This is a genomic window from Paracoccus aurantiacus (assembly GCF_007993065.1).
Classification (GTDB): Bacteria; Pseudomonadota; Alphaproteobacteria; order Rhodobacterales; family Rhodobacteraceae; genus Paracoccus; species Paracoccus aurantiacus.
Genome location: NZ_VOPL01000001.1, coordinates 757,822 through 773,474, shown reverse-complemented (window position 1 = coordinate 773,474; position 15,653 = coordinate 757,822). Strand labels below are relative to the sequence as shown.

Below are 15,653 nucleotides of genomic sequence, written 5' to 3'. Positions count from 1 at the left end.
CTATATCCCCAGATAGGCTTCGCGGATGCGGGGATCGGCGATCAGGTCTGCGGCGGGGCCGTCCATGGTGATGCGCCCGGTTTCCATGACATAGCCGCGATCCGCGATTTTCAGCGCCCCGAAGGCGTTCTGTTCGACTAGCAGCACGGTCACATCCAGCGATTTCAGGTTCTGAACCACATCGAAAATCTGCTGCACGAGGATCGGCGCGAGGCCCATCGACGGCTCATCCAGCAGAAGGCAATTGGGCCTTCCCATCAGCGCGCGCGCAATGGCCAGCATCTGCTGCTGCCCGCCCGACAGCCCGCCCGCAGTCAGGTTGCGTTTCTCTCGCAGGATCGGGAACATCTCGAACGCGTCCTGCATGTCCTTGTCCACGCGGTCGTCCTTGAACAGAAACGCACCAAGGCGCAGGTTTTCCTCGACCGTCAGGTTGGTGAATATCTGCCGGCCTTCGGGGGACTGGGTGATGCCGCGACCGATGCGTTTGAAGGCGGGCACGGTGGTGATCGCGTCGTTTCGGAATTTTATCTCGCCGCCCGATACCGGCTGCGTGCCAGAGATGCAGCGCAGCAGGGTCGTCTTGCCCGCGCCATTCGCGCCGACCACAGTCACGATCTCGCCCTGCTGCACGTTCAGGTCGATGCCGTGCAATACCTCGATCCGGCCATAGCGGGAACGGAGTTCGCTGATCTCAAGCATCGGCATCCTCCGCGGCTTCGGTGCCAAGATAGGCGGCGATGACGGCCGGATCGCGGCTGACGGTGGCCGGGTCGCCCTCGGCGATCTTTTCGCCGTGGTCCAGCACGACAATGTGGTTCGAAATCCGCATCACCATCTTCATGTCATGCTCGACCAGCAGGATTGCGACGCCGGATTTCGCGACCTCGGCGATCATCTGGTCGATCTCCTCGGTCTCGACGGCGTTGCAGCCTGCGGCTGGTTCATCCAGCAGCAGCACCTTGGGGCTCAGCGCCAGTGCGCGGGCGATTTCCAGCCGCTTCAGCTTGCCATAGGACAGACTCCCGGCATTCGTTTCGGCCGAGGCTTCCAGCCCAACGCGTTCCAGCAAGCGCATTGCACCCTGATGCGCGGTGCGGGCGCGGCCGCGCGATCCGGGCAGGCGCAGCAGGTCGGCGAAAAGGTTGCCGGATTCGGTCAGGTGAAAGCCCGCGATGGCATTTTCCAGCACGGTCATGTTCTGAAAGATCTGCAGGTTCTGGAAGGTCCGCGACATGCCGCGATGGGCCAGCAGGTCGGGGCGCATGCCGGTGACGTCCTGACCCTCCAGCACGACCTTGCCGCTGCCGGGCTGATAGACGCCAGAGATCATGTTGAACAGCGTCGTCTTGCCCGCGCCGTTCGGGCCGATCACCGACAGGATTTCGCCCGGCTTGACGCTGAAGCTGACATCATGAACGGCGCGCAGGCCACCAAAGGTGATGCCCAGATTTTCGACCGACAGAAGCGCGCTCATTCGTCTTTCCCCCGGATGCGCCGCATGATGGATGGCAGCAGCCCGTCGCGCATGAAGATCATCACCAGCATCATGATCAGACCCAGCAGAAGCTGTTCATATTCGGCGAAGGCCGTCAGCACCTGCGGCAGCGTGGTCAGGATTGCTGCGCCGAAGATCGCGCCAAGGACGGACCCAGCACCACCCAGCACGGTCATCGTCACCCATTCGATGGAATGCATATAGCCCGCCACATCCGGCGTCACGAATTCGTTCTGCAGCGCCACCATCGACCCCGCGACAGAGGCATAGACGGCGGAAATCACGAAGGCCTGCAGCTTATAGCGCGCGACATCGACGCCCACAGTGCGCGCCGCAACCTCAGACCCGTGAACCGCGCGCAGCGCCCGACCCGTCGGGCTGTCCTGCAGGTTCATCGCCAGCCAGACCCCGATCACCAGCACGATGGCGCACATCCAGTACCAGAACTGCGAGTTCTTCAGGTCGATGCCAACCGCTTCGGCCATGTCGCGCAGGCCGGAATCATTCACGCTCATCCCGTCGGGGCCGCCGGTCAGCCATGTCTCATTCGTCAGGACCATGTAGACGAGGATGCCGAACCCCAGCGTCGCGACGGCAAGGTAATAGCCTTTCAGCCGCAGGATCGGGCGCCCTACCAGCCATGCCAGCAGGGCAGAGATCACCGCCCCCAGCACCGCAGCCGCGACGGGCGGGATGCCCCAGTGAACGGGCATCAACGCACAGCTATACGCTCCTATCCCCGCGAAGCCGGCATGGCCAAGGCTGATCTGCCCGGCATAGCCGATCAGGATGACCATGCCCGTCACGGCCAGCCCGTTGATGAAGATCAGCGAGCCGACGCGGTAATAGAAGTTCGACGGAAAGAAGATCGGTGCCAGCACGATCAGCGGGATCAGCACCAGCAGGGTGGCGGTCTTGTGGGAAAGCCGCATCACACACGCTCCGTCTGTTTGGCGCCGAACAGGCCCTGCGGCATGATGAACAGGACCAGCAGGATGACCACAAAGGCGGCCGCGTCCTTGTATTGCGATGAGAGATAGCCCGCCGTCATCGCCTCGATGATGCCGAGCAGGATGCCTCCGACAAGCGCGCCTTTCGGGTTGCCCATGCCGCCCAGCATGGCGGCGGCAAAGCCTTTCAGCGCCAGCGCGATGCCCACGTCATAGGACGTGTTGGTGATTGGTGTGACCAGCACGCCTGCCAGCGCGCCGATGCCTGCCGACAGCGCGAAGGACAGCGTCATTACCCAGTTCGTGTTGATCCCGACAAGCTGCGCGGCCAGCCGGTTGTTCGACGTGGCAAGGACTGCCTTGCCTGTCAGCGTCTTGGTGAAGAACAGGTATAGCGCATAGAACACCGCCAGACCGCCCGCGATGACCCAAAGCGATTGCGGCAGGATCGTGGCCCCGCCGATGCGGAAGGGCGTATCGCCCGAGAATGAGGGGAAACGGTGGATCTGCTTGCCGAACAGCACCTGCGCTACCCCGCGCAGAAAGATCGACGCGCCGATGGTGATGATGATCAGCGACACCACGGGTGCGCCGCGCGCGGGTTCGATCGCCAGTTTGTTCAGCGCCACGCCGACCGCCGCTGTCACGATGATCGCGACAATGGCGGCAAGGATCAAAGGCAGGCCCGCCGCATAGGCGAAAACCGTCAGCATTCCACCCAGCATGACGAATTCGCCCTGCGCGAAATTCACCACGTCGGATGCGTTGTAGATGATGGTGAAGCCAAGCGCCACGAGCGCATAGACCGCGCCGACCGTCAGCCCCGAAAACAGGAATTGCAGCAGTTCCGACATGGCCCCCCCCCCGGATTGCGAAAGGGGCGCGGGGGGTAAGGCCCGCGCCCGGATCAGCTTATTCGGCGACGATGGTCCATTCGCCGTCCTTGATCTCCAGCATCTCGAACGCGTCGAGCGTCAGGCCAAGGTGGTCTTCGGGCGTATAGTTCACCTCGCCAGCCGTGCCGACGAAACCGGTGGTCTGTTCCAGCGCATCGCGGATGGCGGCGGGTTCGGTGCTGCCGGCCTTTTCGATGGCGGCTTTCAGGATATACAGCGCGTCATAGGCGTGGCCCCCGAAAGTCGAAACATCCTCGCCCGTCTCGGCCTCGTATTCGTCGCGATAGCCCTGAACGACCGGCTTCTGCGGGTTGTCATCGGCCAGTTGGTCGGCGACCAGCAGCGCGGCTGCGGGAAGGCGCACGCCTTCGGCTGCTTCGGTCCCGGCCAGTTCGATGAACTGCTTCGACGCCACGCCATGCGACTGATACAGCGGCGCGTCGATGGCAAGCTGGGTGTGGTTCCGTGTCACGACGGCTGGCCCCTGACCCATGCCCGAATTCAGGATCGCTTCTGCGCCCGAGCCTTTGATATTGGTCAGTTGCGGCGTCATGTCGGCATCCTGCGGGCCGTAAACCTCGTCCGCGACGATTTCCACGCCCGCCGCTTCCGCCACGCCCTTGCACTGCGCCTGCATCGACTTCCCGAACCCGTCAGAGCCGGAAATCATACCGACCTTGCTGAAGCCCTGCGCCTTCATGTCGGCGAAAATCTTCTCGCAGGCCATGCGGTCGGTATGGGGCGTCTTGAAAACCCAAGGGTTCACCGGCTCGATGATTTCAACCGCGCCGGCAAGGCTGATGAAGGGAATCTCGGCATCCTCGAAGACCGGGATCATGGCCATAGTCGGGCCGGTCGTGGTGCCGCCGATGACGGCGACCACTTCGTCATCTTCGACCAGGCGGGTGGCGAAGGTCTTGGCTTTGTTTGCATCGCCCCCGTCATCATAGATGATCAGGTTGATCTGTTCGCCATTGATGCCACCTGCGGCATTGATCTTGTCGACCTCCATGCGCAGGGTCTTGGCCTCGGGGTCGCCCAGAAAGGCGGCCGGGCCGGTTTCGGCCAGCGAGGCGCCGATATTGATATCGGCCATTGCCGGTGCGGCAAGTGCAGACAGCGCGGCGGCAGTGGTCATCAGGGTGCGGATGGTCATTCAGCGTTCCTCCCAGTTGCTGAATTATGCCGCGCATTGGCGGCGAATTGTCTTTCCGATTGGGGAAAAAGTGGCCACAGTGAAACACGGTCAAGCCGCGTTCCCGCAGTTATATCTTGCCCACCGCATCCGGCGCGCAAGATTCGGCAAGCCTGCCTCCTCCCGTCCTCTCAAAGATAATTGACTGACCGGTCGGTTTATGCAACATCTTTTTTCAGCCCGCGAGGAGGGAAAGCGGGCAGGGGGATTCGGTATGAGCGACGAAACGACCGTTCTTGAGACGCTGGAGGACGGCGTTCTGAAGCTTGTTCTGAACCGGCCTGACAAGCTTAACAGTTTTAACGCTGACATGCATCTGGCGCTGCGGGCTGGGCTTGAACGGGCGGAGCGTGACCGCGAGGTCCGCGCGGTTCTGTTGACCGGCGCGGGGCGGGCGTTCTGCGCCGGGCAGGATCTGGGCGACCGCGATCCGCGCAAGGGTGGCTCCGCGCCGGATCTGGGCGCGACGCTGGATACCTATTACAACCCCAATCTGCGGATGATCCGCGGGCTGCCCAAACCGGTTATCTGTGCGGTGAACGGCGTCGCGGCGGGGGCAGGGGCGAACATCGCGCTTGCCTGCGACATTGTGCTGGCGGCGAAATCCGCGCGCTTCATTCAGGCGTTTTCGAAGATCGGCCTGGTCCCGGATGCGGGCGGGTCATGGTCGCTGCCGCGCATATTGGGCGAGCCGCGCGCCAAGGCGCTGGCGCTGCTGGCAGAACCGTTGGGGGCTGAAAAGGCGGCGGATTGGGGGCTGATCTGGAAGGCCGCCGATGATGACGCCCTGCAGGATGAGGCCATGGCGATTGCGCGAAAGCTGGCGGCCGGACCGACCGTTGGGCTTGGGCTGACCAAGCAATTGATCCAGCAGGCGGCGGAGAACGGTCTTTCTGCGCAACTGGATGCCGAACGCGACGCGCAGCGGCAGGCAGGACGGACGGCGGATTACCGCGAAGGCGTGACCGCTTTCCTTGAAAAGCGCCCGGCAGAGTTCAAGGGCAAATGAAGCCCATATCCGAAATGACCCCGCAGGAAATCGCGCAAGGTTCAGCAGACGCAATGTGGGCCACCGACCGTGCCAGCCAGCGGCTTGGCATGAAGATTGAACATATCGCACCCGGTCAGGCCACGCTGTCGATGACCGTGACCGAGGCGATGACCAACGGCCACGAAAACGCGCATGGCGGCTATATCTTCACGCTCGCCGACAGCGCCTTCGCCTTTGCCTGCAACACCTATAACGCCGTGACCGTGGGGCAGCAGGCGTCCATCAACTATGTCGCGCCGGGCCGCTTGGGCGATGTGCTGACCGCAACCGCGCGCGAGGCTTCGCGCAGCGGGCGCAGCGGCGTCTATGACGTGAATATCACCAATCAGGACGGGCAGCAGGTCGCGCATTTCCGCGGCCTCAGCCGTGCCGTCAAAGGCACTTACCTGCCCGAGTAGGAGGAATTTCGCATGGAAGACCTGACGCCAGACCCCAAGACGCTCGACCCGATCGAGCGGGCATCGCGCGACGAGATTGCGGCGCTTCAACTCGACCGTCTGAAGTGGTCGCTGAAGCATGCCTATGAAAACTCGCCCTTCTACCGCCAGCGGTTTGATGATGCGGGCGTCCATCCGGACGATCTGCAAAGCCTGTCCGACCTGTCGAAATTTCCCTTCACCTACAAGCAGGACCTGCGCGACAACTATCCGTTCGGGATGTTCGCGGTGCCGCGCGAACAGCTTGTGCGCATCCATGCCTCATCCGGGACGACCGGCAAGCCGACCGTGGTGGGTTACACGAAGAACGATATCGACAACTGGGCCGATCTGATTGCGCGTTCGATCCGCGCTTCGGGGGGGCGTCCCGGCGATATCTGCCATGTGGCTTACGGCTATGGCCTGTTCACCGGCGGGCTTGGCGCGCATTACGGGGCCGAAAGGCTGGGCTGCACGGTGGTCCCGATCTCGGGCGGGATGACCGAACGGCAGGTCACCCTGATCGAGGATTTCAAGCCGCGCATCATCATGGTCACGCCCAGCTATATGCTGTCGATCTTTGACGAATATCGCCGCCGTGGGATGGACCCACGCGAAAGCTCGATCCAGGTGGGCATCTTCGGGGCCGAGCCCTGGACCAACCAGATGCGGCAGGAAATCGAGCAGGTTTTCGACATGCACGCCGTCGATATTTACGGCCTGTCCGAAATCATGGGGCCGGGCGTCGCGAATGAATGCGTCGAAACCAAGGACGGGCTGCATATCTGGGAGGATCATTTCTACCCCGAGATCATCGACCCGGAAACCGGCGAGGTGCTGCCCGATGGCGAGATGGGCGAGCTGGTCTTTACCACGCTGACCAAGGAAGGCCTGCCGATGGTGCGCTATCGCACCCGCGACCTGACGCGGCTGCTGCCCGGCACGGCGCGTAGCGTGCGGCGGATGGAAAAGATCACCGGGCGCAGCGACGACATGATCATCCTGCGCGGCGTCAACGTATTCCCAACCCAGGTCGAGGAACAGTTGCTGAAAATCGCGGCCCTCGCGCCCCATTTCCAGATCGAACTGAACACAGGCGCGAACCGCATGGACAATATGACCGTGCATTGCGAATGCCTGCCGGATCACGCCGATGTCTATGCGCGCGAGAATGCGGCGAAGGAATTGGCGCATCATATCAAGTCGGTTGTCGGGGTATCCTCGAAAATCATTGTGCATGACCCCGAAGGCGTTGCGCGATCCGAAGGCAAGGCAAAACGCGTCGTCGACAACCGCCCGAAAGAGCGCTGAGCCCCCGCCCGCGTCCGGGTGACAATCCCGGGAGTTGGCGCTAAAGCAGCCGGCGGCGCGCCCCGCGCCCCATCACAGGAGGCCAGATGGCCCGCACCAGAGCCAGCGATTTTGCCGAGAAGCAGCAGGACCTGCTGCGCAATGCGGCTGCGGTGATCGCCGAACAGGGCATGGACAAGGCGTCCATGTCCCAAATCGCGGACCGCGCGGGCGTGTCAAAGGCGCTGCTTTACCATTATTACCCCGGCAAGGATGCCCTGATCTTCGCGATCATCGAAACCCATCTGCTGGACGTTGACGAGGCGGTCGAGGCCGCCGACGACGCCTCGCTTGCGGACCGCGACCGGCTGCGCAAGCTGGTGGGTGCGGTGCTCGACATCTATCGCGGGGCCGATAACGAACATATCGTGCAGCTGAATGCCAAGCGCGCGCTGACGGCGGATCAGCAGCAGGCGCTGGCGGAAATCGAACGGCGGATCGTGCGGCGCTTTTCCACCGTGATCGACCGCATCAACCCCGATCTGCAAAATGGCCGCCCGTTGCTGATGCCGGTCACGATGTCGCTGTTCGGAATGATGAACTGGGTCTATATGTGGTTTCGCGACGGCGGCCCGGTCACGCGCGAGGATTACGCCGATATCGCGACGACCCTGATCCTCGAAGGCATCAAGGCGGTCCGTTAGGGCTGGCCGTCTCGTGAAGGTGAGTTGCGTCTGTGCACGCGCTGCGGCAAATGTTGGGGACGCATGAATTAGCAGGGGCGGCAGATGGATATCAGGAAGATCGACGAAAGCATTTCGGTGGCCCCGCAGCTTCAGCCTGAAGATTTCGCTGATCTGGCGCAGCAGGGCTATCGCGCGGTGATCTGCAACCGCCCCGATGGCGAAGCCGCCGATCAACCTTCGCAGCAGGAGATGGCCGAGGCCGCATTGGCTGCAGGGCTAGAGTTTCGCTATCTTCCGCTTGCCCCCGGTCAACTGACCCCGCAACTCGTCGATGAATTCGGTACCGCGATTGAGCAGATGCCCGGCCCGGTTCTGGCCTATTGCCGTTCGGGCACGCGCTCCGCGACGCTCTGGGCGCTCAGCCAGTCGGGTAAGCGCGCGCCCTCGGAAATTCTGAAGCGAGCGTCTGAGGCCGGGTATGATCTGGGTGGCATCGCTGGTGGCCTTGCCGAACCCGGCTGATGGTTGACGCGCCGGATTCGGTAAGGCTGGACAAGTTTCTGTGGGCGGCCCGCTTCTTCAAGACGCGCGCATTGTCACAGCAAATGATAGAATCGGGGAAAGTCCGCATTGACCGGCAAACGGTCAAACCCGCCCGCGCGATCCGCTGCGGCGTGCAGATCGAATTGCGGCAGGGGTGCACGCGCCGGCGGATCGAGGTGCTGGCCCTGTCGGAAAAGCGCGGCCCCGCTGCCGAGGCGCAGCTTCTGTATCGCGATCTCGACCCGCCCGAGACGGTGGGACTGTTCGACGAGGACTGATCTTCAGACCCGGCGGAAGGTCGCGTCGACAAGCCTGACCTTCGAGTAGAAGCCAAGCTCGGCATCGACAGCGTCGCCGAGTTCAAGCACGCCCCTGACTTCGATCGGAACGTTGAACGGGATCACCTCGACGATGCGCTTTGCATAGACGGCGAGGATGTCGTCGGGCCACGGCATTCCCGGCTCGCAGAACGGGCAGACCGCCATCGGACGGTTCGTCAGCACGAAGAATTCCGAATTCGCCTTCAACGGCGGTGCCATATAGCCCCATACGGTCAGCCTTTTCCCCTCGGCCTCAAGCGCTGCGTCGGAAAAGCTGAGATCCTTGTTGTAAAGATCCCGCAATCGGATCGCGTCCTCGCCCGCCGCTGCTGAGGGCAGTGCATGGCCAAGAAGCAGGGCGGCAGGAAGGATCATCAAATCTCGACGGTGCATTGGTTCTGCCGTTGGTTGTCGGTCTGCCGGCGACATGACCGCGCCGGGTGGGCGAGGCCCGGCAGGTTGCCGGACCTCGCGGGGACATGGGATGCGCTCACTCGGCGTTTACGGCATGATTCATCACGTGGAAGATCACATTCTGCTCGATCACGCCTCCGAACAGATGTGCCCAGGGACCGCGCGCAAAGACGGCGACATCCTCGCCCGAATGCGTTTCCGACTGCATCGGAATCAACGATTGCTGCAAATAGTCGATGTCGGTCGCATCCTCTTCGGTCAGGTCCGGGCGGCTGCCGGAATAGGTTCCGTCGGCCTGTTCGGTCAGCACCGAAGATACGCCGTTCAGATATCCGATCACCGTATAGGGCTTGCCGTCATCGGCGAGGTTCGGCTCGTCCGTATGTTCGATACCGGCCTCGTCTTCCTTCATGCACAGGCCCAGAATGTTCGAGCCGCGACCGCAATAGCCATTGAACGCGATGCCGTGTTCGTGGTCCGCGGTCACGATGATAAGCGTGTCATTCGGGTCGGTCATCTCGACCGCCTTGGCGATGGCATCCGCGAAGGCCTTCCCATCGGTCAGCATCCGGTAGGCATTCGTGTCGTGGTTGGCATGATCCACGCGACCGGCCTCGACTTCCAGATAGAAGCCGTTCTCGTTCGCGCCAAGCGCCTTGATCGAGGCTTCGGTCATTTCGGCCAGCGACGGCTCGCCCGTGCGGTCGGCCTCGTATTTCATGTGGCTCGACTCGAAAAGCCCCAGCACCGGCGCGTTATTGCCCATCGTCAGCGCGGTAAAGTCATCCTCGCCGAAAACCACCTGAGCGCCGGCGTCCTTGGCCTCGTCGATCAGGTTGCGCCCGTCGGTGCGCTTGCCCGCCTTGCCTTCGGAATCGGTAACGCTGTCGGGCAGAAACGCCGCGCGCCCCCCGCCAAGCGCGATGTCGATGACACCCGCCTTCATCTGGTCGATCAGCTGACTGGCAATGTCCTTCTGATCGCAGCCTTCGGGGATCAGCGTATTGTCTTCCCAGTCGCGGTTGACGGTTCGCGCATAGACCGCAGCCGGGGTTGCATGGGTGATGCGCGCGGTCGAGACGACGCCGACGGATTTGCCCATATCGGTCGCAATTTCGGCGAATGTCCTGGTCCCTGCCTCGGCCCCCGCGGCGCAATCGCCGACGGCTACGCTGTCCATGATGTTGATCATTCCGTTCTTGCCTTTGACACCGGAATTCATCGCCATCGCGGTCGGCGCGGAATCCGGCGTCTGGCCGTTCGAGGAATATGTCTTCACCAACGCGACATTCGGGAAGGTTTCCTGCGGCTGGACATAGTCGTCACCAAGACCGCCCGCCTGCTGACCTGAAAACAGCCGGATCGCGTAATTGGTGCCGACGCCATTGCCATCCGCGACGAACAGAATCACGTTTTTTGCACGCGTCGTGATGGGCTGGTTCTCCAGCCGCTGCGCGACCGTTGCGGCGCCGCTTTCGTACCAGGCCGACGATGCCTGTGGCAGGTCCTGCGCCAGCGCGGCCCCACCAATGCTTACGAGCGTGGCCGTCGAAAGAAGGAAATGTCTCATGATTGATCCCTATGGGTTCCGATGCTTCCGGCGCGAACGGCTATCAGCCCGCGGCAACAGATTTGCGACAGTTTGCGGAAGGTCCGGTCGGATGTTGCGCGGAACGGCGGCCCCGTTGGAAGGCTCTCACATATTGCTGTTACATTCCGGGGTGTATCTGAGCGCGGGAGACGACACCGAAGCCATTCGAACCGATACACCAGACGGAGCAGACATGTCCGCAGCGACTTCCCTTCCCGAGCCGTATGCGCAAAGCCCAGTCGATGCTCAGCCGGGCGGGATGCCCTTGCGCATAGACGGCCTGCTTGTTCAGGGCGATCAGGGTCGGGCGCTTCTTTCGGTGCCTCGGCTGGAGATTGCAGAAGGGGCATCTCTTTCGGTGCGTGGACCTTCGGGTGCGGGGAAGTCCACCTTTCTTCTGGCGATTGCAGGGCTTTTGAAAATCGATTCAGGTCTGGTTCGCTGGGGCGACCACGATCTGTCGGCGATGCCCGAATCCGGTCGCGCACAGTTTCGGCGGCGCTGGGTCGGCTTCGTCTTTCAGGATCATCACCTGTTCGAAGAGCTTTCGGCTGCCGACAACGCAGCCCTGCCTTCGCTTTATGCGCCCCCCGGCCTGCGCGCCGGGATCAGGCAGCGCGGCGCGGACGCCCTGCGCCGGTTGGGCATCGACCCGGCGTCGCGGCGTCCCGTCAGCAGCTTCTCTGGCGGAGAGCGGCAGCGCATCGCCGTGGCGCGTGCGCTTTCTACCGACCCTGCGATCCTTCTGGCAGACGAGCCGACCGCCAACCTTGATCGCGACAGCGCCGACCTGCTCGCGCGCGATCTTGTCGGGTTGGCAAGGACCGCACGACGCACGCTTATCGTCGTGACACATGATTCGGCGCTGCAGTCATCGACTGACCGGGTAATCGACATTCGCGACGGGGCGATGTTGCAAGGGGGCGGTGACATCGCCGCGCCGGAACTTGCCTGAGATTTGGGCCGGCCTGCCTGTCTGGGCGCAGGAAATCCTGCTTGTGCTGGCGCGCGTCGCACCGGCGGTCGTGCTTGGTTTTCTGGTCCTGCGCGGCTTTCGCATCGCGCCGCTGCTTGGCGGATTGCTGCGTCGCCAGGCGTGGATCAGCGCCGTCTTCTGCGCCCTGATCGCAGTCTCGGTCGCGCTGACGACCGGCATTCTTTCGCAGGAGCGGGGCATCCGCGAAGGCAGCGCACGCGCTGCGGACAAGTTCGATCTGATTGTCGCGGCACCCGGCAGCGAGATGACCGCGATGCTGGCTGCGGTCTTTCTGCAGCCCGCGGATATGGCGCTGCTGGACGGCGCCATCTTTGACCGCATCGCCGCCCGGCCCGAGGTTGATCTCGCCGCGCCCATCGCCTTCGGCGACAGTTGGCAGGGGGCGCAGGTCGTGGGCACGACCGCGCCCTTCGTGATGCATCTGAGCGGCGATCTGGCTGAAGGCCGGATGTTCGAAACCGAAACCGAGGCGATCGCCGGTGCGCGCGTTCAGCTTTCGCTGGGGGCGCATTTCTCGCCCGCACATGGCGAAGGCCACGCGGCAGAGGACGACGCGCATGGCGATTTCGAATATGAGATCGTGGGCCGGATGCCGCTGACCGGGACTCCGTGGGACCGTGCGCTGCTGGTGCCGGTCGAATCTGTGTGGTCGGTCCACGGTCTGGCCAACGGACATGATGCGTCTTCGCAAGACAAGCTTGGTCCGCCATTCGATCCCGCGTTATTCCCCGGCACGCCTGTCATTCTGGTCCGCGCGCGCTCGCTTGCCGCGACCTACGGGCTTCAGGCCATGTTTTCGCAACAAGACAGCATGGCATTCTTTCCCGGTGCCGTTCTGGGCAGGCTTCACGGCCTTCTGGGTGACATTCGCAAGGTCATGGGAGTCATGTCCGTCTTGACCCAGGTTCTGGTGACGGTCGGCGTGCTGGCCGGACTGATGATGCTGACCCGCCTGATCGCGCGCCGGCTGGCCTTGTTGCGCGCGATCGGCGCGCCGCGGCGCTTTGTCTTTGCGCTCGTCTGGTCCTATGCCGTCGTGCTGGTTGTTGCCGGAACGCTTCTGGGGCTGGTGATCGGCATTGTCGCCGCAAAGCTGATCTCGGCCGCGATCACTGCGCAGACCGACATTCTCGTGCAGGCACGACCCGGCTGGCCAGAGGTCCGCATGGCGGCAGCCTTTGTAAGCCTGACCTCGATCCTCGCGCTGCTACCGGCGTTCATGACCATGCGGCGGAACGTCGCGCGTGATCTTCGCGGCTGAGATCAGGCCATTCGCCGCGTCTTTTCCGATCACCTTGTGATCAGCTTGTATCGGAACGGGTTTGGTAGGCCCGGAGGGATTTGAACCCCCAACCAAGGCGTTATGAGCGCCCTGCTCTAACCGTTGAGCTACAGGCCCATCCGACTGATGATCTGACTAGTCAGCGGACGCAGATTGGTCAAGCGCAGCAAAGGTCGCGCGGCCAAAAGAATTCGGGCAGAAGATCGCGCAGGTCGCGGAACGTATTGCAATCGTTTTTGCATTTGCTGCCGCGCGTCGTACGGTGTCGCTCGCGGCCTTTCGTTTTTTGCCCGATTATCGCATTTAGCAGCAGGTATTTGACCGTGACTCTTCAGCCTCTCGCATCCGCCTCTCTGGAAATTCAGCTTCACACCATCACCGCCATTGCAGCTTTTCTTGTGGGCGTCATTCAACTTATTGCCCGCAAGGGCACGCCCTCGCATCGAATGCGCGGACGAATTTGGGTCGCGCTGATGGCGGTGACGGCGGTTTCCTCGCTTTTTGTGAACACGAACTGCGTCTGGGGGCCTTTCGGGCCAATTCATTTGCTGACGCTGCTGACGCTCATAATGCTGCCGATCGGCGTTATCTCGGCGCGGCGGGGCAATATTGGGCGCCACGCGCGGATCATGACATTCCTGTTCATCGCTGCGCTGCTGATCGCGGGAGCGTTCACCTTCATTCCCGGCCGGATCATGCATGACGTGGTTTTCGGAACAACCTCTACGCACGAACGCTGCTGGCCGGTCGATCCTGACCAGACAACCCTGTTGCAGACGCGTATTCCTGTCTAATCCAGCAATAGCACCTGCTGCCGGATTGCCTGCCGGGCGACCCTGCGCTATCGGGGGGCAGCTTCACAAAGGGGATGGTGATGGTCGAGGGCAAGAACGGTCTTTCCTACGCGGATGCGGGCGTGGATATCGACGCCGGAAACGAACTGGTCGAGCGGATCAAGCCTGCCGCTGCCGCCACCAGGCGCCCCGGCACGATGGCGGGATTGGGCGGTTTCGGCGCGCTGTTCGATGTGAAAGCGGCCGGCTACAGCGACCCGGTTCTGGTTGCGGCGACCGACGGCGTGGGCACGAAGTTGCGCATTGGCATCGACACGGGCGAGCTGGACGGGTTGGGCATCGACCTTGTCGCCATGTGCGTGAACGATCTGGTCTGTCAGGGGGCCGAGCCGTTGTTCTTCCTTGACTATTTCGCGACAGGCAAGCTGTCGGTGGACGAAGGCGCCCGCGTCATCAACGGCATCGCTGAAGGCTGCAAACGGTCCGGCTGTGCCCTGATCGGGGGCGAGACGGCGGAAATGCCCGGCATGTATCACGACGGCGATTTCGATCTGGCGGGCTTTGCCGTGGGCGCGATGGAACGCGGCACCGAGCTGCCGAAGGGCGTCAGCGATGGTGATGTACTGCTGGGACTGGCGTCGGACGGGGTGCATTCCAACGGATTTTCTCTGGTGCGCCGCGTGGCCGAGGCAGCGGGTCTGGCGTGGGGCGATGCGTCGCCATTTTCGGACGGTACGCTGGGGCAGGGGCTGCTGGTCCCGACGCGGCTTTATGTTCAGCCGGCGCTTGCCGCAATCCGCGCGGGCGGCGTGCGCGGCCTTGCCCATATCACCGGCGGCGGGCTGACCGAAAACCTGCCGCGCATCCTGCCCGATGGGCTTGGTGCGCAGATCGATCTGTCAGCATGGTCGCTGCCCCCGGTCTTCAAATGGCTTGCGCAGGCGGGCGGGATTACCGCGCCCGAGATGCTGAAGACATTCAATTGCGGCATCGGCATGGTGCTGGTCGTCGATCCGGCGCGCGCTGACGAACTCTCGGGCCTGCTGGGCCAGATGGGCGAAAATGTCGTGGCGCTTGGTCATGTCGTGCCGGGCGCGGGGGTGCATTATTCCGGCAATCTGACGTGAAGCGCACAGCGATCCTGATTTCGGGCGGCGGGTCGAACATGGTGAAGCTGGTCGAAAGCATGACCGGCGATCACCCCGCGCGCGCCGTTCTGGTCGGCGCGAACGATCCGGCGGCGGGCGGTCTGGAAAAGGCCGCAGCGATGGGGATCGACACGTTCGCCGTCGATCATCGCCCCTTCGGTCGTGATCGCGCAGCATTCGAGGCCGAACTGATCCGCCATCTGGACGCGGCCGAACCCGACATCATCGCGCTCGCTGGCTTCATGCGTATCCTGACGCCCGACTTCACCCGCCATTTCGCGGGCAGGATGCTGAACATCCACCCCTCGCTGCTGCCGAAATATCCGGGCCTGCATACCCATGCCCGCGCGATCGAGGCAGGGGATGCCGAAGCGGGTGCGACCGTGCATGAGGTGACGGCCGATCTGGATGCTGGTCCAATTCTCGGGCAGGCGCGGGTGCCGCTGCTGCCGGGGGATACGCCCGACGACCTCGCGGCGCGGGTTCTGGTTCAGGAACATCGGCTGTACCCGGCAGTGCTGCGGCGATTTGCGGCAGGCGACCGCGCGCGGCTCGACCTTTCACCCCGTTGAACGCTGGCCC

Annotated in this window: 18 protein-coding genes and 1 tRNA gene; 11 read left to right on the top strand and 8 right to left on the bottom strand. The window is 63.0% G+C overall.

The genetic code is table 11. From position 1 onward, the window contains the following. The 5 genes from FQV27_RS03755 to FQV27_RS03735 are packed head-to-tail and all read right to left on the bottom strand — an operon-like array spanning position 1 to position 4,500. Entirely contained in the window at positions 1–702 is a 702-nt protein-coding gene (locus FQV27_RS03755; protein ID WP_147096454.1) for an ABC transporter ATP-binding protein, read from the bottom strand. After that, on the bottom strand, positions 695–1,477 hold the full coding sequence (locus tag FQV27_RS03750) for an ABC transporter ATP-binding protein (protein WP_147096453.1): 783 nt from the start codon (positions 1,475–1,477) through the stop codon (positions 695–697). Before FQV27_RS03750 ends, FQV27_RS03755 begins: the two co-directional genes overlap by 8 nt. Then, positions 1,474–2,430: a branched-chain amino acid ABC transporter permease gene (locus tag FQV27_RS03745; protein WP_147096452.1), complete on the bottom strand. Its 957-nt coding sequence runs from the start codon at positions 2,428–2,430 to the stop codon at positions 1,474–1,476. Before FQV27_RS03745 ends, FQV27_RS03750 begins: the two co-directional genes overlap by 4 nt. After that, the gene (locus FQV27_RS03740; RefSeq protein WP_147096451.1) at positions 2,430–3,302 is read right to left on the bottom strand and encodes a branched-chain amino acid ABC transporter permease; all 873 of its coding nucleotides are present in this window, start codon (positions 3,300–3,302) and stop codon (positions 2,430–2,432) included. Before FQV27_RS03740 ends, FQV27_RS03745 begins: the two co-directional genes overlap by 1 nt. 58 nt (positions 3,303–3,360) lie before the next feature. Then, positions 3,361–4,500 carry an ABC transporter substrate-binding protein gene (locus FQV27_RS03735; RefSeq protein ID WP_147096450.1) on the bottom strand — a complete coding sequence of 380 codons (1,140 nt, stop codon included), beginning with the start codon at positions 4,498–4,500 and terminating at the stop codon, positions 3,361–3,363. Positions 4,501–4,753: 253 nt separating this feature from the next. Between FQV27_RS03735 and paaG the strand changes: the two genes are divergently transcribed. The 6 genes from paaG (at position 4,754) to FQV27_RS03705 (ending at position 8,803) form a co-directional block, all read left to right on the top strand. Then, the gene (gene paaG, locus FQV27_RS03730) at positions 4,754–5,548 is read left to right on the top strand and encodes a 2-(1,2-epoxy-1,2-dihydrophenyl)acetyl-CoA isomerase PaaG (protein WP_147096449.1); all 795 of its coding nucleotides are present in this window, start codon (positions 4,754–4,756) and stop codon (positions 5,546–5,548) included. Between the two features lie 14 nt (positions 5,549–5,562). Beyond that, a complete protein-coding gene (gene paaI / locus FQV27_RS03725; protein WP_222611668.1) occupies positions 5,563–5,988 on the top strand; it encodes a hydroxyphenylacetyl-CoA thioesterase PaaI in 426 nt (141 codons plus the stop codon). A gap of 12 nt (positions 5,989–6,000) precedes the next feature. Next, positions 6,001–7,317 carry a phenylacetate--CoA ligase PaaK gene (gene paaK / locus FQV27_RS03720; protein WP_147096447.1) on the top strand — a complete coding sequence of 439 codons (1,317 nt, stop codon included), beginning with the start codon at positions 6,001–6,003 and terminating at the stop codon, positions 7,315–7,317. A gap of 86 nt (positions 7,318–7,403) precedes the next feature. Then, on the top strand, positions 7,404–8,000 hold the full coding sequence (locus FQV27_RS03715; RefSeq protein WP_147096446.1) for a TetR/AcrR family transcriptional regulator: 597 nt from the start codon (positions 7,404–7,406) through the stop codon (positions 7,998–8,000). Between the two features lie 84 nt (positions 8,001–8,084). Then, entirely contained in the window at positions 8,085–8,504 is a 420-nt protein-coding gene (locus tag FQV27_RS03710) for a protein tyrosine phosphatase family protein (RefSeq protein ID WP_147096445.1), read from the top strand. Further along, positions 8,504–8,803, top strand: a complete 300-nt coding sequence (locus FQV27_RS03705) for an RNA-binding S4 domain-containing protein (RefSeq protein WP_147096444.1) — start codon at positions 8,504–8,506, stop codon at positions 8,801–8,803. The genes FQV27_RS03710 and FQV27_RS03705 overlap by 1 nt, the downstream gene beginning before the upstream one ends. 3 nt (positions 8,804–8,806) lie before the next feature. On the opposite strand, the gene FQV27_RS03700 is transcribed toward FQV27_RS03705, so the two are convergent. Further along, a complete protein-coding gene (locus FQV27_RS03700; RefSeq protein WP_246132984.1) occupies positions 8,807–9,220 on the bottom strand; it encodes a hypothetical protein in 414 nt (137 codons plus the stop codon). 115 nt (positions 9,221–9,335) lie between these two features. After that, a complete protein-coding gene (locus tag FQV27_RS03695; protein WP_147096442.1) occupies positions 9,336–10,829 on the bottom strand; it encodes an alkaline phosphatase in 1,494 nt (497 codons plus the stop codon). A 214-nt stretch (positions 10,830–11,043) separates the two neighbouring features. On the opposite strand from FQV27_RS03695, the gene FQV27_RS03690 reads away from it, so the two are divergent. Together FQV27_RS03690 and FQV27_RS03685 are read left to right on the top strand one after the other, a co-directional pair. Continuing rightward, the gene (locus FQV27_RS03690; RefSeq protein ID WP_147096441.1) at positions 11,044–11,805 is read left to right on the top strand and encodes an ABC transporter ATP-binding protein; all 762 of its coding nucleotides are present in this window, start codon (positions 11,044–11,046) and stop codon (positions 11,803–11,805) included. Continuing rightward, a complete protein-coding gene (locus FQV27_RS03685) occupies positions 11,798–13,108 on the top strand; it encodes an FtsX-like permease family protein (protein ID WP_147096440.1) in 1,311 nt (436 codons plus the stop codon). The genes FQV27_RS03690 and FQV27_RS03685 overlap by 8 nt, the downstream gene beginning before the upstream one ends. A 62-nt stretch (positions 13,109–13,170) precedes the next feature. On the opposite strand, the gene FQV27_RS03680 is transcribed toward FQV27_RS03685, so the two are convergent. Then, positions 13,171–13,246, bottom strand: a tRNA-Ile gene (locus tag FQV27_RS03680). A gap of 107 nt (positions 13,247–13,353) precedes the next feature. Between FQV27_RS03680 and FQV27_RS03675 the strand changes: the two genes are divergently transcribed. The 3 genes from FQV27_RS03675 to purN all read left to right on the top strand — a co-directional run bounded on the left by FQV27_RS03675 (position 13,354) and on the right by purN (position 15,643). Then, on the top strand, positions 13,354–13,923 hold the full coding sequence (locus tag FQV27_RS03675) for a DUF2306 domain-containing protein (protein WP_222611655.1): 570 nt from the start codon (positions 13,354–13,356) through the stop codon (positions 13,921–13,923). Positions 13,924–14,003: 80 nt separating this feature from the next. Further along, positions 14,004–15,050 carry a phosphoribosylformylglycinamidine cyclo-ligase gene (purM, locus tag FQV27_RS03670; RefSeq protein ID WP_147096439.1) on the top strand — a complete coding sequence of 349 codons (1,047 nt, stop codon included), beginning with the start codon at positions 14,004–14,006 and terminating at the stop codon, positions 15,048–15,050. Further along, complete coding sequence (gene purN / locus FQV27_RS03665) at positions 15,047–15,643, top strand: phosphoribosylglycinamide formyltransferase (protein ID WP_147096438.1); 597 nt, start codon at positions 15,047–15,049, stop codon at positions 15,641–15,643. Before purM ends, purN begins: the two co-directional genes overlap by 4 nt. Positions 15,644–15,653 lie beyond the last annotated feature (10 nt).

Excerpts from the sequence above, each read along its gene's own strand:
- FQV27_RS03755 (WP_147096454.1), bottom strand. The coding sequence starts at position 702 with ATGCTTGAGATCAGCGAACTCCGTTCCCGCTATGGCCGGATCGAGGTA.
- FQV27_RS03750 (WP_147096453.1), bottom strand. The coding sequence starts at position 1,477 with ATGAGCGCGCTTCTGTCGGTCGAAAATCTGGGCATCACCTTTGGTGGC.
- FQV27_RS03745 (WP_147096452.1), bottom strand. The coding sequence starts at position 2,430 with ATGCGGCTTTCCCACAAGACCGCCACCCTGCTGGTGCTGATCCCGCTG.
- FQV27_RS03740 (WP_147096451.1), bottom strand. The coding sequence starts at position 3,302 with ATGTCGGAACTGCTGCAATTCCTGTTTTCGGGGCTGACGGTCGGCGCG.
- FQV27_RS03735 (WP_147096450.1), bottom strand. The coding sequence starts at position 4,500 with ATGACCATCCGCACCCTGATGACCACTGCCGCCGCGCTGTCTGCACTT.
- paaG (WP_147096449.1), top strand. The coding sequence starts at position 4,754 with ATGAGCGACGAAACGACCGTTCTTGAGACGCTGGAGGACGGCGTTCTG.
- paaI (WP_222611668.1), top strand. The coding sequence starts at position 5,563 with ATGACCCCGCAGGAAATCGCGCAAGGTTCAGCAGACGCAATGTGGGCC.
- paaK (WP_147096447.1), top strand. The coding sequence starts at position 6,001 with ATGGAAGACCTGACGCCAGACCCCAAGACGCTCGACCCGATCGAGCGG.
- FQV27_RS03715 (WP_147096446.1), top strand. The coding sequence starts at position 7,404 with ATGGCCCGCACCAGAGCCAGCGATTTTGCCGAGAAGCAGCAGGACCTG.
- FQV27_RS03710 (WP_147096445.1), top strand. The coding sequence starts at position 8,085 with ATGGATATCAGGAAGATCGACGAAAGCATTTCGGTGGCCCCGCAGCTT.
- FQV27_RS03705 (WP_147096444.1), top strand. The coding sequence starts at position 8,504 with ATGGTTGACGCGCCGGATTCGGTAAGGCTGGACAAGTTTCTGTGGGCG.
- FQV27_RS03700 (WP_246132984.1), bottom strand. The coding sequence starts at position 9,220 with ATGATCCTTCCTGCCGCCCTGCTTCTTGGCCATGCACTGCCCTCAGCA.
- FQV27_RS03695 (WP_147096442.1), bottom strand. The coding sequence starts at position 10,829 with ATGAGACATTTCCTTCTTTCGACGGCCACGCTCGTAAGCATTGGTGGG.
- FQV27_RS03690 (WP_147096441.1), top strand. The coding sequence starts at position 11,044 with ATGTCCGCAGCGACTTCCCTTCCCGAGCCGTATGCGCAAAGCCCAGTC.
- purM (WP_147096439.1), top strand. The coding sequence starts at position 14,004 with ATGGTCGAGGGCAAGAACGGTCTTTCCTACGCGGATGCGGGCGTGGAT.